This is a genomic window from Streptomyces poriferorum, from assembly GCF_019399235.1.
Taxonomy (GTDB): Bacteria; Actinomycetota; Actinomycetes; order Streptomycetales; family Streptomycetaceae; genus Streptomyces; species Streptomyces poriferorum.
Genome location: NZ_JAELVH010000017.1, coordinates 28,781 through 42,701, shown reverse-complemented (window position 1 = coordinate 42,701; position 13,921 = coordinate 28,781). Strand labels below are relative to the sequence as shown.

Genomic DNA, 13,921 nt, shown 5'->3' with positions numbered 1-13,921 from the left:
CTAGACCACTCGCGCTGTCCATCCACGGGGCACGGTGAATTCCGGCCCTTCCTCCTTGCACGTACGGGTGGGCCGTCCGGTTCGGAACCTGTCCGCATCCACAGGTACGCTCGCACACGTGCCCTCCATGAACGACCTCGTCCGCCAGCACACCGCCCTGAGTGACACCGACCTCGAGTGGCTCCATCTGCTGGTCTCGGAGTGGCAGCTGCTCTCCGACCTGTCCTTCGCCGACCTCGTTCTCTGGGTCCCCACACGTGACGGAACGCGCTACGTGTCCGTCGCCCAGATGCGGCCCAACACCGGCCCCACCTCCTACCAGGACGACATGGTCGGCCATCTGGTGCCGCGCGGCCGCCGTCCGCTGCTGGACGCGGCGCTGGACGAGGGCCGGATCGTGCGCGAGGGCGACCCGGAGTGGCGGGAGGAGGTCCCCGTACGGGTCGAGTCGATCCCCGTACGCAGGGAGGGCCGCGTGCTGGGTGTCATCGCGCGCAACACCAACCTGCTCACGGTCCGCACCCCGTCCCGGCTGGAGCTCACCTACCTCCAGTCCGCCTCCGACCTGGCGCAGATGATCGCGGCCGGCTCCTTCCCGTTCCCGGGCCAGCAGGTCGACATGGACGCCTCGCCGCGGGTCGGCGACGGACTGGTCCGGCTCGACGCCGACGGTGTCGTCCAGTACGCCAGCCCCAACGGCCTCTCCGCCTACCACCGCCTGGGCCTCGCCTCCGACCTGGTCGGACAGCACCTCGGCGGGATCACCGCCGAACTCGCGCCCTCCCGCGGCCCGGTGGACGAGGCGCTGGTCAAACTGGCCAGCGGTTACGCGCCACGGGAGTTCGAGGTCGAGTGCGCGGGCGGCGTGATCCAGCTCCGGGCGATCCCCCTCAAGCCCAAGGGTGTCCGCATCGGCTCGCTGGTCCTGCTGCGCGACGTCACCGAACTGCGCCGTCGTGAACGTGAGTTGATCACCAAGGACGCCACCATCCGGGAGATCCACCACCGGGTGAAGAACAACCTCCAGACGGTGGCCGCCCTGTTGCGTCTCCAGGCCCGTCGGATGGACTCCCCGCAGGGCCGCGAGGCGCTCAACGAGGCGGTGCGGCGCGTCGGTTCGATCGCCATCGTCCATGAGACGCTGTCCCAGAATCTGGACGAGCGGGTGGAGTTCGACGAGATCGCCGACCGGGTCATCGCCATGGTCGCCGAGATCTCCCCGGGCAAGGTCACCTGCCGGCGCACCGGACGTTTCGGCGTCCTCGACGCCGAAGTGGCCACTCCGCTGGCGATGGTCCTCACCGAGGTGCTGCAGAACGCCCTGGAGCACGCGTTCGGCGTGGCCGAGTCCGGCACGGTCGAGGTCTCCGCGGTGCGCGGCGGTTCGCCCACGGAAGGGCGGTTGCTGATCACCGTTCAGGACGACGGCTGCGGCCTGCCCGAGGGATTCGACCCGCAGCGCGCCGGGAATCTGGGCCTCCAGATCGTGCGGACGCTGGTGGAGGGCGAGCTGAGCGGCTCGTTCGGCATGGTGCCGGCGCCCGAACGCGGCACCCAGGTCGTCCTCGACATCCCGGTCCGCGCCGACAAGTAGCGCGGAGGAGCGCAGCCCCGGTCCGCGCCGGCAAGCAGCACGTAAGAACGCGGCCCCGGTCAGCGCCGATGGCTAGCACGTGAGAACGCACAGCAGAGAGCCCGGACCGTTGGTGAACGGTCCGGGCTCTCTGGTCAAGCATGCGCTTCGTGGGGTACTGCGCGCTGCGACTCGGGGGGCGGGGTGATGCGTACGCTCTGTACGCGCCGCCTGGCTGAGGTTCGTAGCGGTGGCGTCGGTCAGGCGCTTGCGTTACGCGCCCGGTTGCGAGCGGCGCGGCGCTTCATTGCGCGGCGCTCATCCTCGCTGAGGCCACCCCAGACGCCGGAGTCCTGGCCGGACTCGAGCGCCCACTGCAGGCACTGCTCCATGACGGGGCAGCGACGGCAGACGGCCTTGGCTTCCTCGATCTGCAGCAGCGCAGGACCGGTGTTGCCGATGGGGAAGAACAGCTCCGGGTCTTCCTCACGACAAACGGCGTTGTGACGCCAGTCCATGGCTGCTACCTCTCCTTGGTATACGTACTGTGGCTTGTGAATGTGAACGCTTTCACGAACCCCTCCGTACGTGTAGGGCCGACGCCCAGAAGAACTGGTTGTGGTCCTGTGTGTGAGGAGGGATTCTGGCTTTCAGTGGAGGCCGTTGTTGCGGGCCGTCCCGATCGCCATGTAGAGATTCCCAAACCTCGGCGACGGATACAACCCCTTCTGGAAAGTTTTTTTTGATTCCTCGGTGTCGGCTAGGTCACAGCCGTACTTCTAGAGGGTGGAAGCCAGTCCAAACGTTCGAGTTAAAGGACTTTGGTCCCTTCCACTCACACAATCACACGCAGTGCACGGCGTACGCCTGTGAACGTCACACTTGTACGCAGCCCCAGGTGGTCACCGTCCATCTGGAGGGGCAGTGGGGCCTTTGAATGCAAGGTGAAGTCCGTGAGGTCATGCAGTGAAACTGCGTGCTTGCCCCGCGGACCCTTTTCCGGGCTCGAGGTGAGCAGCTGTGTGGCGTACCGGGTGACGGCCGGGGTGGACAGTCGCTGCAGGCCGAGGATGTCCAGGGCGGTGTCGAACGACGCCTTCGGGGAGGCGTAGATCGGCCGGTTCCCCAGGTACGTCCAGGGAGCCGTGTTGCAGATTATGGAGAGCGCGAGGTCGGTGACCGGGTCCTGGCCGGGCACCTCCAGCGTGATGATTCCCTGCCGCCGATGCGGTTCATCGAGGAACTGGCGCATCACCTGGCGTACGTACAGCGCATGGGTCGAACGCTTGCCGCGCTCGCGCTGCTGTTCGACGCGACCGATCACACCGGCGTCGAATCCGAGGCCGGCGCAGAAAGTGAACCAGCGCTCCGGAACCGATTCGTCCTCCGTGCCGGGGGTGCCGGCCGCCAGGCCGAGGCCGACCGTCCGTTCGGTGCGGTTGGCCAGTGCGTCCAGGATGGCGCCGGTCGCCTCCACCGCGTCGTTCGGGAGGCCGAGGGCGCGGGCGAAGACATTGGTCGAGCCGCCGGGGACCACGGCGAGTTTCGGCAGGTTGTCGATGTCGGGGCCCTTGTGGAGCAGGCCGTTCACGACCTCGTTGACCGTGCCGTCTCCGCCGAGCGCGACCACGAGATCGATGTCGTCGCTGTCGGCGGCCCGTCGTCCCAGGTCACGGGCGTGTCCGCGGTACTCCGTGGACACGGCCTCCAGCTTCATTTCGCTGGCCAGTGCATGAATCAGCACGTCACGGGTCCGCGCACTGGTGGTGGTAGCAGCTGGATTGACCACAAGAAGTGCGCGCATGACCGCCAGACTACCTACCGCGAGGTATCGGCCTGAAGTCCTGCCCGGATGCCTTCACGCAGAGTGACGACGTGGGCGCGGCGTGCCGGTCCGTGCGTGGTGTCTCTCCGGCCGGCCGAAGACGTTCCGACCCCGGCTTCGCTTTCGTGTGCCGGGGATGCCAACCTGCAGGGGTGAGTACTCAGCAGAACGCGCCCTCGCCGACGCCCTCGGCCGAACCGCCGAAGCCGGCCAGGCTCGCGCTCGTGGCCGGCCTCAGCGCCCTCGAAGGGGCGGCCCTCGTCATCGGCGGTGTCTCCATGCTGGTGATGGGACTGCTCGGCAGTCCCGACAGCCCGCAGCAGGCCGAAATGGGCGGCCTGACGGTGATCGCCCTGGGGCTGATCCCGCTCTTCGCCGCCCGCGGGCTCCTTCGGCGCCGCAGCTGGAGCCGCGGACCCGCACTCATCACGCAGATCATCGCGCTGCCGGTGGCCTGGACGCTGCTGCGGTCCCAGGGTGCGCTGATCCCGGCCGGCATCGTGCTCGCCGCTGTGGCGCTGACCGCGCTGTACCAGCTGGCCCGCCCGGCGACCATCGAGGCGCTCGGCATCCGCAGGCCGGGCGCGACGCCCGACACGGACAGCGCCGACGCCTGAGGCGCGGTACGGCAGCCTCGGGCCGGCCGGACGGGTGCCGTCCGGCCGCCCCTTCGCCCGCCTACTCCTCGACGAGCAGCCGCTCGCGCAACTGGGCCAGGGTGCGGGCCAGCAGCCGGGAGACGTGCATCTGCGAGATGCCGACCTCCTGGGCGATCTGCGACTGGGTCATGTTGCCGAAGAAGCGAAGCAGCAGGATGCGCTTCTCACGCGGCGGCAGGTCCTCCAGCAGCGGCTTGAGCGACTCCCGGTACTCGACACCCTCCAGCGCCTCGTCCTCGGAGCCGAGCGTGTCCGCGACCGCGGGGGACTCGTCGTCCGTGTCCGGCACGTCCAGCGAGAGCGTGCTGTACGCATTGGCCGATTCCAGGCCCTCCAGGACCTCTTCCTCGGAGATGCCGAGCCGCTCCGCCAGCTCGTGCACCGTGGGCGAGCGGCCGTGCTGCTGGGACAGCTCCGCCGTCGCCGTGGTCAGCGAGAGCCGCAGCTCCTGGAGCCGGCGCGGCACCCGCACCGCCCAGCCCTTGTCGCGGAAGTGCCGCTTGATCTCGCCGACGACCGTGGGGGTCGCGTACGTCGAGAACTCGACGCCGCGCTCCGGGTCGAACCGGTCCACCGACTTGATCAGACCGATCGTGGCGACCTGGGTCAGATCGTCCAGCGGCTCGCCGCGGTTGCGGAAGCGCCGCGCCAGGTGCTCCACCAGCGGCAGGTGCATCCGCACCAGCCGGTTGCGCAGCTCCGCCTTCTCGGGTGACCCGTCCGGGAGCTTGCCCAGCTCGATGAACAGCGCCCGCGCCCCGCTGCGGTCGTGTGGATCGTGGTGCCCGTGCTCGCTCATCTGGCCCGCCCGCTCCGCCTGCGACTTCTCCACCGCGACCGTAATGCCGGCGGGCCCCTGTGCCCCGTCCACCGCACGGGGCAGGTCCGCCCCGTCCACCGGATGAGGCAGGGCCTGCTGCTCCGGGATGCCTGCTGCGCGCACCACCCCTGGTCGGATCGTCTCGTCCCGCACAGGACCGTCCCCGTTCCCGTTGCTCACGCCGGCCCGGGTCCCGCGCCGCGCTGTTTGTACAGGCTGATGCTGACCGTACGGTCATCGGCGACCGAGGAGTCGACCTTTCCGGCCAGTGCGGAGAGCACCGTCCAGGCGAACGTGTCGCGCTCCGGGGCCCGGCCGTCCGTCGTCGGGGCCGAAACCGTCACCTCGAGAGAATCGTCGACGAGCCGGAACACGCAGCTGAGGACGGAACCCGGCACGGCCTGCTGGAGCAGGATCGCGCAGGCCTCGTCGACCGCGATACGGAGATCCTCGATCTCGTCGAGAGTGAAGTCCAAACGCGCTGCGAGACCGGCCGTGGCCGTACGCAGCACCGACAGGTAGGCACCCGCAGCGGGCAGCCGGACCTCTACGAAGTCCTGATTCCCGGGCTCGCCTGCGATCTGGGACACCCTCACCTCCAAGGTGGCACAAACTCTTCGAGGATCCGGGAAGGGTCGCCCGGAGCCATGCGGTACGTCTTCGGTTCTTGGTCCGGCGACGCTATCGCGATCCATGATGCCGTGTCGCCGAGACCCCGTCCCATGACTGTCACTCATGGTAAGCCCACGAGTACGCACAGTGGCTAGGGGTCTGCGACGGTCAATTACGAACAACAGGCGCCGGTTTGACGTACCCAGACGTCAGACGATCGAACCGTCCTCGAAGCACCAGCGCCAGCTCTCGCCGGCCTCGAAGCTCCGCATCACCGGATGACCGGTCTCCTTGAAGTGCCCCGTCGCGTGCTGGTGGGGCGACGAATCGCAGCAGCCGACATGCCCGCACATCAGGCAGAGTCGCAGTTGCACGGGGTGGGTGCCCGCCGCCCGGCATTCGAGACAGGTCTCGGAGAGGGCTGCGGGCTCGGGGCGCGGCAGGTCCGGTACATGCGGGCACTCGCTCATGATGGCCAGGTTACGACGGATGCGAGGACCGTGAGATGGACGCATTGCCACTGGTGGCACTGGTGGCGGCCAGTGCGGCGACAGCCGGTCTGGCACGCCGGACGCCGGTGCCGGCCCCGCTGCTGCTGGTGGCCCTCGGGCTGATCGGCTCGTACGTGCCCGGGGTGCCGACGTACACGCTGGACGCGCACATCGTGCTGCCGCTCCTGCTGCCGCCCTTGCTCTACACGGCGGCCGTGGACAGCTCGTACCTCGACCTGCGGGCCAACATCCGCCCCGTCGCGCTGCTCTCCGTCGGCTACGTGCTGTTCGCCACCGTCGCGGTGGGCTGGCTGGCGTACCGGCTGGTGCCCGACCTGCCGCTCACGGCCGCGCTGGTGCTGGGCGCCGTCATCGCCCCGCCGGACGCCGTCACCGCCGCGGCCATCGCCCGCCGGGTCGGCCTGCCCGCCCGTGTCACGACGATCCTTCAGGGCGAATCCCTGGTGAACGACGCCACCGCGATCACCGCCTACAAGGTGGCGCTCGCCGCGGCCGTGGGCGAGGGCATGAGCTGGGGCGGCGGGATCGGCGAGTTCCTGCTGGCCTCGGTCGGCGGTGTCGGCGTCGGACTGGTCCTCATGGTCCCGCTGCACTGGCTCCGCACACACCTCAAGGAACCGCTGCTCCAGAACACCCTGTCGCTCCTGATCCCGTTCGTGGCTTACGCGGCCGCCGAACGCGTGCACGCCTCCGGAGTGCTCGCGGTCGTCGTCGTCGCGCTCTACCTGGGCCACCGCGCCTGGCAGGTCGACTTCGCCACCAGGCTCCAGGAGGCCGCCGTCTGGAAGATGGTCGCGTTCATCCTGGAGTCCGCCGTCTTCGCGCTGATCGGCCTTCAGCTGCCCTTCGTACTGAAGGGGCTCGGTACGTACGCCGTCACCGAGGCCCTCTGGTACGCGGTGGCGGTGTTCCTGGCGGTCGTCGTCGTCCGGTTCATCTGGGTCTATCCGGCGACCTATGTGCCCCGCCTGCTGTCGAAACGCATCCGGGAACGGGAACCCGAGACCGACTGGACCTCACCGCTGATCGTCGGCTGGGCCGGGATGCGCGGCGTCGTCTCGCTCGCCATCGCCTTCTCCATCCCGCTGGTCACGAGCGACGGCGACGCGTTCCCGGCACGCAACCTGGTGCTGTTCCTGACCTTCACCACGGTCATCGGCACGCTGGTCGTCCAGGGGCTCACGCTGCCGGTCATGGTGAAGGTCCTGAAGCTCCCGGGCCGCGACCGGCAGGCCGAGACGCTCGCCGAGGCGCAGGCCCAGAGCGAGGCGTCCACGGCCGCCGAGGCCCGCCTGGAGGAACTGCTCACCGACCGGCGCAATTGCCTGCCGCAGCCGCTCACCGACCGGCTGCGCACCGTCCTGGAGCGCCGCCGCAACGCGGTCTGGGAGCGCCTCGGCGCGGCCAATCCGGTGACGGGGGAGTCGGCGGACGACACCTACCGGCGACTGGCCGGCGAGATGATCGAGGCCGAGCGCGAGGTCTTCGTACGGCTGCGGGACGAGCGCAGCATCGACGACGAGATGATGCGGACGCTGCTCAGGCGCCTCGACCTGGAGGAGGCCGCGGCCTACCGGGAGGAGTCGGACTGATCGTCCGGGCGCCCCGTGATCACGGCCGCGACCGTGGTGCCCGCGGCGAACGCGCCCTCACCGGCCAGCACGGTGAGCGCGTACAGGAGTTTGGCCACATAGAGGCGCTCGACCGGCAGCCCGTGGCGGTCCTCGAAGTCGTCGGCGAACGCGTGCAGGGCGGGTGTGGTGCGGGCGTACCCGCCGAAGTGGAAGCGTTCGTCCAGGGACCACGTGCCGGCCGGTCCGCCGAACGCCTCCCGCTGGAGGTCCCGGACCGCGTCCCCGAGGAAGCCGCCCCGCAGGACCGGGATCCCGAGGGCGCGCTGTCCGGGCGCCAGTCCCGCGGCCAGTCCGGCGAGGGTGCCCCCGGTGCCGCAGGCCACCGCCGCCACGCCGGCCGTCCCGCGCAGCTCGCGGCCGAGCTCTGTGCAGCCCTGTGCGGCCAGGGCGTTGCTGCCGCCCTCCGGGATGACCTCGCACTCTCCGTAGGCGCTCAGCAGCCCAGCCAGAACCTGCGGATCGGCCTTGGCGCGGTACGTCCGGCGGTCCACGAAGTGCAACAGCATTCCGTCGGCCGCGCACCGGGCCAGCGAGGGGTTGAGCGGGCGGTGGGCGAGTTCGTCGCCCCGGACCACGCCGATGGTGCGGAAGCCCAGCAGCCGGCCCGCGGCGGCCGTGGCCCGCAGGTGGTTGGAGTAGGCGCCGCCGAAGGTGAGCACAGGCCGGCCGGCCGCCGCACGGAGGTTCGGGGCGAGTTTGCGCCACTTGTTGCCCGGCAGGTCCGCATGGATCAGATCGTCGCGCTTCAGGAGCAGCGTCACGCCGTGACGCGCGAAGCGCTCGTCCCCGGCCGGCTGCAGGGGCGACGGGAGCACCGGCCGCAGCCGGGAGAGGCCGGGGTCCTGTCCGGAGTTCCCGGCAGGACCCGGCGCGTCGGAGGGCGTGGAGGGCATGGCTCCATTGTGGCCGTGCCCCTGCCGGAGCGGGCTCCGGGCTACTTCAGGCGGTCGTGGATCCGTGCCCGCATGGAGGTCATCGAGAAGCCGCGCGGGTCGACCTTGCCGGGCTGCCACTCCCGGTGGCCGATGACCGAGCGGGAGGTCCAGTTGTGGTGGCGGCAGACCGCGGCCGCCGCCTTCTCGATGGCTTCGAGCTGGACGGCGGGCCAGGGGTCCTTGCCGTTGCCGAGGTTCTCGCACTCGAAGCCGTAGAAGTGCCGGTTCCCGTCGGTGTTGGCCTCGTTGTCGGACGGCAGGCCCTTCTCGGCGATGACGGCGCGCAGGACGTCGTCGTCGCCGAGCCCGGCGTGGTTGGTCCGTCCGTAGCCGACCAGGTGGATCCGGCCGTCCTTGGCGATGACGCCGTGGCACAGGGGTCCCGGCAGCGCCGCGTGGCCGTCGCGGCAGATCCGGACGGTGGCGGCGGTGCCCTTGGTGACCGTGTGATGGATCATCACGCCGTTGACCGGCCCCCAGGGGCCCTTGTGGTTGCGGTTGTGCGTGCGCCAGTCGCCGACCTGGACGACGGTGAGCCCTTCGTCCTTCAGTGCGTCGAGAAAGGCGCTCGCGGACATGGGTGAGGACATGACCGACTCCTTCGTGCGTGGGGGGAGTGTGTCCGTACAGCGCTTGTACCCGACGGACGGGGTCCCGGACCATTCACGGGGGGATTCCGGGGCCCTGTTCGGACGGTGTGCGAGCCGATCCGGTCAATTCCGCGAGCACCGGCCGCCGCTCAGCCCTCGGCGAGCCACAGGTCGGGGCCGAACACCTCGTAGTGGATGTCGGCCGCCGGGACGCCCTTGGCGAGCAGCTGGGTGCGCACTGCCCGCATGAAGGGCAGCGGACCGCAGAGGTAGGCGTGGGTGCCGGACGGGATCGCCACGCCGGTCAGGTCGACGAGACCGGTGCGGTCCGCCGGGTGGCCCTGCTCGGGGTTCTCGTACCAGAAGTGGGCCGCGGCGTCGGGGAGTTTGGCGGTGAACAGGGCGTGGTCGGCGCGCAGCGCGTGGTCGGCGGGGGAGCGGTCGCCGTGCACCACTGTCACCGGCGCGCGGTGGCCGGAGTCCGCGAGGTGCTCCAGCATCGACAGCATCGGGGTGCAGCCGATGCCCGCCGAGGCGAGCAGGAGCGGGGCTTCGGCGGACTTCAGTACGAGGTCGCCGTACGGGGCCGAGACGCGGAGCCGGTCACCGGCGCGGACGTGGTCGTGCAACTGCCGTGAGACCTCCCCGTCGGGGGCGCCGCCGCCGTGCACCCGCTTGACGGTGAACGAGCGGAGCGCCGAACCCGGGGCGCAGGAGAGGCTGTACTGGCGTATCTGGCGGGCGCCGTCGGGGAGTTCGACCTGCACGGACACGTACTGGCCGGGACGGAAGGCGGGGGCAGGGGCGCCGTCGGCCGGACGGAGCTGGAACGTGGCGACGTCCGCGGTCTCCTCGGTGCGCGAGACCACCTCCCACGCGCGCCAGACGTCGCCGGCGACGACGCCCTGCTGTGCGTACAGGCGCTCCTCGATGGCGATCAGGGCGTTGGCCATCAGCCAGTAGACCTCGTCCCAGGCGGCTGCGACCTCGGGGGTGACCGCGTCGCCGAGCACTTCGGCGATGGCCGCGAACAGGTGGGTGTGCACGACGTCGTACTGGGCGGCCGTGACGCCGAGCGAGGCGTGCTTGTGCGCGATGCGGTCGAGCATCACGTCGGGACGGGTCCCGGGGTGCTCGACCAGCTGGGTCGCGAACGCGGCGATGGAGCCGGCGAGCGCCTGACGCTGGGCGCCGGAGGCCTGGTTGCCGCGGTTGAACAGGTCGCGCAGCAGCTCGGGGTGGGCGTCGAACAGCTTGCGGTAGAAGAGATCGGCGATGTCCCCGATGGCCGCGCCCACGGCGGGAAGTGTGGCACGGACGGTGGCGGTCGACGGCTCGGAGAGCATCGTTAACTCCTCGGATTCAGAATTTGCATCTCAGATGCGCATTTAAAATCAGTGTAGGAACCGGGCCGTGGGCCGGGTCCGGCGGGGGGTGGTTCAGGCGTCCGCGGGCGGTCTGCTGCTGATGCCGATCAGCAGCGGGCCGGTCGGCGAGGAGACCAGCTCGGTGACGGTGAGCGGGTCGAGCGAGACGTAGAAGGCCTCCGAGGCCGCACGCAGGGCGTGGCGCAGACGGCAGTCCGACCGCAGCGGGCACGGGGTGGCGCCCTCGCACTCGACGACGTCGCCCGGGCCCTCGAGCTCACGGACGAGCTCGCCGATGGAGGCGGAGCGGCCGGCCGGGGTGAGGGCGAGTCCGCCCCCGCGGCCCCGTCGCGCCTCGACCAGGCCGAGGTGCTGGAGGCGGGCCACGACCTTCGCGGCATGGGAGTACGGCACCTGCATGGTCGCCGCCACCTCGCGGGTGGTCGGCGGGTCCTCGTTCTCCACGACGGCCAGACGCATCAGCACGCGCAGTGCCACGTCGGTGAATCTCGTCAGCCGCATGGCAGTCACGGTAGGTGAATTTGCATTCCGTATGCAAATTAACTGGGCCGGCGGGCATCGCGCAGCGTTGTGCCCAGCCCAAAGCCCGATTAGTCACACTCTTTTGTGTAATGGCGCGGCGAGTCCGCATGCTGAAAGGTTCTTCTCGCAGGTCAGCCGATGAATCGAGAGGACGACAGATGTCCGTTGGCGAAGAGGTTCAGAACGTGCAGGCGCCGCCGCAGCAGAGTCTTGGTACGGCAGCCGCGCGGAACCTCGCGACGACCACCAAGTCCGCTCCGCAGATGCAGGAGATCAGCTCACGTTGGCTGCTGAAGATGCTTCCGTGGGTCCAGGTGCAGGGCGGCACGTACCGGGTGAACCGCAGGCTGAGCTACTCGGTCGGAGACGGCAGGGTGACCTTCGTGCAGACAGGGGACCGGGTCTCCGTGATCCCCGCCGAGCTCGGTGAACTCCCGGCTCTGAGGGACTTCGGGGACGAGGAGGTGCTCGCCGAACTCGCCAGGCGGTGCGAGCAGCGCGACATTCCCGCCGGGCAGCTCCTGGCAACGGCGGGCGAGGCGGCGGACCGGGTCTTCCTGCTGGCGCACGGAAAGGTCGAGAAGGTCGGCACCGGGCCCTACGGGGACGAGACGGTGCTCGGAGTCCATGCGGACGGCGCCTACTTCGGAGACCACTCCCTGATCGAGGGCGACGCCCTCTGGGAGTACACGGCCCGTGCCGTCACGGCGTGCACGGTCCTGACCCTGAGGCGGGCCGATGTGCTCAACCTCGCCGAGCGGGCCGAGTCGCTGCGCACCCATCTCGCCGGGCTGCTCGCCATCCCGCACCAGCGCACCAACAAGTACGGCGAGGCGGAGATCGACCTGTCCGCCGGGCATGTCGGCGAGGCCGTCGTCCCGCACACATACGTGGACTACGAGTCCGCGCCCCGCGAGTACGAACTGAGCGTGGCCCAGACCGTCCTGAAGGTCCACAGCAGGGTCGCCGACCTCTACAACCAGCCGATGAACCAGACCGAGCAGCAGTTGCGGCTCACGGTCGAGGCGCTCCGTGAGCGCCAGGAGCACGAGCTGATCAACAACCGGGAGTTCGGCCTGCTCAACAACTGCGACTACGGGCAGCGGCTCCAGCCGCACGACGGAGCGCCCACACCCGACGACATGGACGAACTGCTGTCGCGCCGCCGCGGATCGAAGCTCTTCCTCGCGCACCCCCGGGCCATCGCCGCCTTCGGCCGCGAGTGCAACAAGCGCGGTCTGGTGCCGGAGAGCGTGGACGTCGGCGGACACCACGTGCCGGCTTGGCGCGGGGTTCCGATCTTCCCGTCCAACAAGATCCCGGTCACGGACGCCCGCACCACGTCGATCATCTGCATGAGGACCGGCGAGGTCGAACAGGGCGTCGTCGGCCTCCAGCAGACGGGTATCCCGGACGAGATCGAGCCCAGCCTGTCGGTCCGTTTCATGGGGATCGACGAGCAGGCGATCATCTCCTACCTCGTGACGGCCTACTACTCCGCGGCCGTTCTGGTCCCGGACGCCCTCGGTGTCCTGGAGAACGTCGAGGTCAGCCGCTGGCGGTGAGTCCGCGGGGTCCCGGGCCCGCCGGGTCCGGGACCCCGTCGGCCGCAGCCGGCGCACCCACAGCAACCACCCACGTCCCCGGCCCCCGGGGCGAAAGTCATCGGGGGCCGGGGACGGCAACGACCGGGGTGACCGATTGACCATGACCCGTACCGACGCCGCCGCCACCGAGGGCAACGAGGCCGCGGCGCTCCTGGAGTACACCCGGACCCTCGTCGACCCGCATCTGCGGGCCGCGGTCGCCTCACTGCCGGGATCGATCCGGCGCGTGGCGATGTACCACTTCGGCTGGGAGCACGCCGACGGCAGCCCCGCCGCGGGCAGCGCCGGCAAGGCGATCAGACCCGCACTCGTCCTGGCCGCCACCCGTGCGCTGGGCGGCGATCCCAGAGATGCCGTACGGGCCGCCGTCGCCGTGGAACTGGCCCACAACTTCACCCTGCTGCACGACGACGTCATCGACGAGGACCGCACCCGCCGTCACCGGGCCACGGCCTGGACCGTCTTCGGTATCCCCGACGCCGTCATCGCGGGCGACGCCATGCTTGCCCTCGCCCAGCGGCTCCTGGCCGAGGACGCGCGCGCGGTGTCGGCCCGTGCCTCGGCCCGGCTCTCCACCTGCGTCATCGAGCTGTGCGCGGGCCAGCAGGCGGACTGCGCCTTCGAGGAACGCGGGCCGGATGAGGTCACGTTGGACGAGTGCCTCACCATGGCGACGGCGAAGACGGGAGCGCTGCTCGGCTGCGCCTGCGCACTGGGCGCGCTCTACGCGGGCGTGGAGGAGCGTGCGGTCGGAGCGATGGACGGCTTCGGCCGGGAGGCCGGGCTCGCCTTCCAGCTCATCGACGACCTGATCGGCATCTGGGGCGACCCCGCCCAGACAGGGAAACCGGTCGGCGCCGACCTCGCCGCCCACAAGAAGTCGCTGCCCGTGGTCGCCGCGCTGACCTCGGGCACCCCGGCGGCGGCGGAACTCGCCGCGCTCTACCGGGGCCCGATGAACACGGCCGGTGAGATCAGCCGTGCGTCCGACGCCGTCGACCGGGCGGGCGGCCGCGACTGGGCCCAGGTCTGCGCCGCGGACCGTATGGCACGCGCGGTGCACCATCTGTCCCGGGCCGTGCCCGATCTGTCGGCGGCGGGCGATCTGCTGGCCCTGGCGGAGTTCGTCACCCGCCGGACGCACTGAACGGAGGCCGACGCACGGAACAGCGGCCGGCCGAAGATCGGCCGAGGTCACAGGGGTCGGGCGGCGAAGTGGAGGGCGGCACGGGGAGTGTCCGAGC

The 13,921-nt window shown here is 70.3% G+C and carries 14 protein-coding genes; 5 read left to right on the top strand and 9 right to left on the bottom strand.

The genetic code is table 11. From position 1 onward, the window contains the following. Window positions 1–127: 127 nt before the first annotated feature. Entirely contained in the window at window positions 128–1,594 is a 1,467-nt protein-coding gene (locus JGS39_RS05265; protein WP_219567583.1) for a sensor histidine kinase, read from the top strand. 239 nt (window positions 1,595–1,833) lie between these two features. On the opposite strand, the gene JGS39_RS05260 is transcribed toward JGS39_RS05265, so the two are convergent. Both JGS39_RS05260 and JGS39_RS05255 read right to left on the bottom strand, forming a co-directional pair. Beyond that, on the bottom strand, window positions 1,834–2,091 hold the full coding sequence (locus JGS39_RS05260; RefSeq protein WP_003953983.1) for a WhiB family transcriptional regulator: 258 nt from the start codon (window positions 2,089–2,091) through the stop codon (window positions 1,834–1,836). A gap of 317 nt (window positions 2,092–2,408) precedes the next feature. Further along, window positions 2,409–3,377 carry a diacylglycerol/lipid kinase family protein gene (locus tag JGS39_RS05255; protein WP_219567539.1) on the bottom strand — a complete coding sequence of 323 codons (969 nt, stop codon included), beginning with the start codon at window positions 3,375–3,377 and terminating at the stop codon, window positions 2,409–2,411. A gap of 245 nt (window positions 3,378–3,622) precedes the next feature. Here JGS39_RS05255 and JGS39_RS05250 point away from each other — a divergent pair, with 245 nt between their 5' ends. Beyond that, complete coding sequence (locus JGS39_RS05250; protein WP_219567582.1) at window positions 3,623–4,015, top strand: hypothetical protein; 393 nt, start codon at window positions 3,623–3,625, stop codon at window positions 4,013–4,015. Between the two features lie 61 nt (window positions 4,016–4,076). Here the strand turns inward: JGS39_RS05250 and JGS39_RS05245 are convergent, their stop codons facing one another. The 3 genes from JGS39_RS05245 to JGS39_RS05235 all read right to left on the bottom strand — a co-directional run bounded on the left by JGS39_RS05245 (window position 4,077) and on the right by JGS39_RS05235 (window position 5,959). Then, a complete protein-coding gene (locus JGS39_RS05245; RefSeq protein WP_371602880.1) occupies window positions 4,077–5,003 on the bottom strand; it encodes an RNA polymerase sigma factor SigF in 927 nt (308 codons plus the stop codon). A 50-nt stretch (window positions 5,004–5,053) separates the two neighbouring features. Then, a complete protein-coding gene (locus tag JGS39_RS05240) occupies window positions 5,054–5,467 on the bottom strand; it encodes an ATP-binding protein (RefSeq protein WP_067163834.1) in 414 nt (137 codons plus the stop codon). Window positions 5,468–5,698: 231 nt separating this feature from the next. Further along, window positions 5,699–5,959: a UBP-type zinc finger domain-containing protein gene (locus JGS39_RS05235; RefSeq protein ID WP_219567538.1), complete on the bottom strand. Its 261-nt coding sequence runs from the start codon at window positions 5,957–5,959 to the stop codon at window positions 5,699–5,701. A gap of 35 nt (window positions 5,960–5,994) precedes the next feature. Between JGS39_RS05235 and JGS39_RS05230 the strand changes: the two genes are divergently transcribed. After that, the gene (locus JGS39_RS05230) at window positions 5,995–7,593 is read left to right on the top strand and encodes a Na+/H+ antiporter (protein WP_219567537.1); all 1,599 of its coding nucleotides are present in this window, start codon (window positions 5,995–5,997) and stop codon (window positions 7,591–7,593) included. Here JGS39_RS05230 and JGS39_RS05225 read toward each other — a convergent pair. The 4 genes from JGS39_RS05225 to JGS39_RS05210 form a co-directional block, all read right to left on the bottom strand. Continuing rightward, window positions 7,572–8,528: a 1-aminocyclopropane-1-carboxylate deaminase/D-cysteine desulfhydrase gene (locus JGS39_RS05225; RefSeq protein ID WP_219567536.1), complete on the bottom strand. Its 957-nt coding sequence runs from the start codon at window positions 8,526–8,528 to the stop codon at window positions 7,572–7,574. The genes JGS39_RS05230 and JGS39_RS05225 overlap by 22 nt on opposite strands. Before the next feature lie 41 nt (window positions 8,529–8,569). Beyond that, entirely contained in the window at window positions 8,570–9,160 is a 591-nt protein-coding gene (locus JGS39_RS05220; RefSeq protein WP_219567535.1) for an N-acetylmuramoyl-L-alanine amidase, read from the bottom strand. 149 nt (window positions 9,161–9,309) lie between these two features. After that, on the bottom strand, window positions 9,310–10,506 hold the full coding sequence (locus JGS39_RS05215) for a globin domain-containing protein (protein ID WP_219567534.1): 1,197 nt from the start codon (window positions 10,504–10,506) through the stop codon (window positions 9,310–9,312). A gap of 93 nt (window positions 10,507–10,599) precedes the next feature. Beyond that, window positions 10,600–11,049, bottom strand: coding sequence for an RrF2 family transcriptional regulator (locus JGS39_RS05210; protein ID WP_219567533.1), 450 nt, complete (start codon window positions 11,047–11,049; stop codon window positions 10,600–10,602). A gap of 179 nt (window positions 11,050–11,228) precedes the next feature. On the opposite strand from JGS39_RS05210, the gene JGS39_RS05205 reads away from it, so the two are divergent. Both JGS39_RS05205 and JGS39_RS05200 read left to right on the top strand, forming a co-directional pair. Continuing rightward, window positions 11,229–12,635, top strand: a complete 1,407-nt coding sequence (locus tag JGS39_RS05205; protein WP_219567532.1) for a family 2B encapsulin nanocompartment shell protein — start codon at window positions 11,229–11,231, stop codon at window positions 12,633–12,635. 142 nt (window positions 12,636–12,777) lie between these two features. Further along, window positions 12,778–13,824, top strand: a complete 1,047-nt coding sequence (locus tag JGS39_RS05200; RefSeq protein WP_219567531.1) for a family 2 encapsulin nanocompartment cargo protein polyprenyl transferase — start codon at window positions 12,778–12,780, stop codon at window positions 13,822–13,824. Window positions 13,825–13,921 lie beyond the last annotated feature (97 nt).

Bases quoted from the DNA above. Each gene is read 5' to 3' on its own strand.
- JGS39_RS05265 (WP_219567583.1), top strand. From the start codon at position 128: ATGAACGACCTCGTCCGCCAGCACACCGCCCTGAGTGACACCGACCTC.
- JGS39_RS05260 (WP_003953983.1), bottom strand. From the start codon at position 2,091: ATGGACTGGCGTCACAACGCCGTTTGTCGTGAGGAAGACCCGGAGCTG.
- JGS39_RS05255 (WP_219567539.1), bottom strand. From the start codon at position 3,377: ATGCGCGCACTTCTTGTGGTCAATCCAGCTGCTACCACCACCAGTGCG.
- JGS39_RS05235 (WP_219567538.1), bottom strand. From the start codon at position 5,959: ATGAGCGAGTGCCCGCATGTACCGGACCTGCCGCGCCCCGAGCCCGCA.
- JGS39_RS05230 (WP_219567537.1), top strand. From the start codon at position 5,995: ATGGACGCATTGCCACTGGTGGCACTGGTGGCGGCCAGTGCGGCGACA.
- JGS39_RS05225 (WP_219567536.1), bottom strand. From the start codon at position 8,528: ATGCCCTCCACGCCCTCCGACGCGCCGGGTCCTGCCGGGAACTCCGGA.
- JGS39_RS05220 (WP_219567535.1), bottom strand. From the start codon at position 9,160: ATGTCCTCACCCATGTCCGCGAGCGCCTTTCTCGACGCACTGAAGGAC.
- JGS39_RS05215 (WP_219567534.1), bottom strand. From the start codon at position 10,506: ATGCTCTCCGAGCCGTCGACCGCCACCGTCCGTGCCACACTTCCCGCC.
- JGS39_RS05210 (WP_219567533.1), bottom strand. From the start codon at position 11,049: ATGCGGCTGACGAGATTCACCGACGTGGCACTGCGCGTGCTGATGCGT.
- JGS39_RS05205 (WP_219567532.1), top strand. From the start codon at position 11,229: ATGTCCGTTGGCGAAGAGGTTCAGAACGTGCAGGCGCCGCCGCAGCAG.
- JGS39_RS05200 (WP_219567531.1), top strand. From the start codon at position 12,778: ATGACCCGTACCGACGCCGCCGCCACCGAGGGCAACGAGGCCGCGGCG.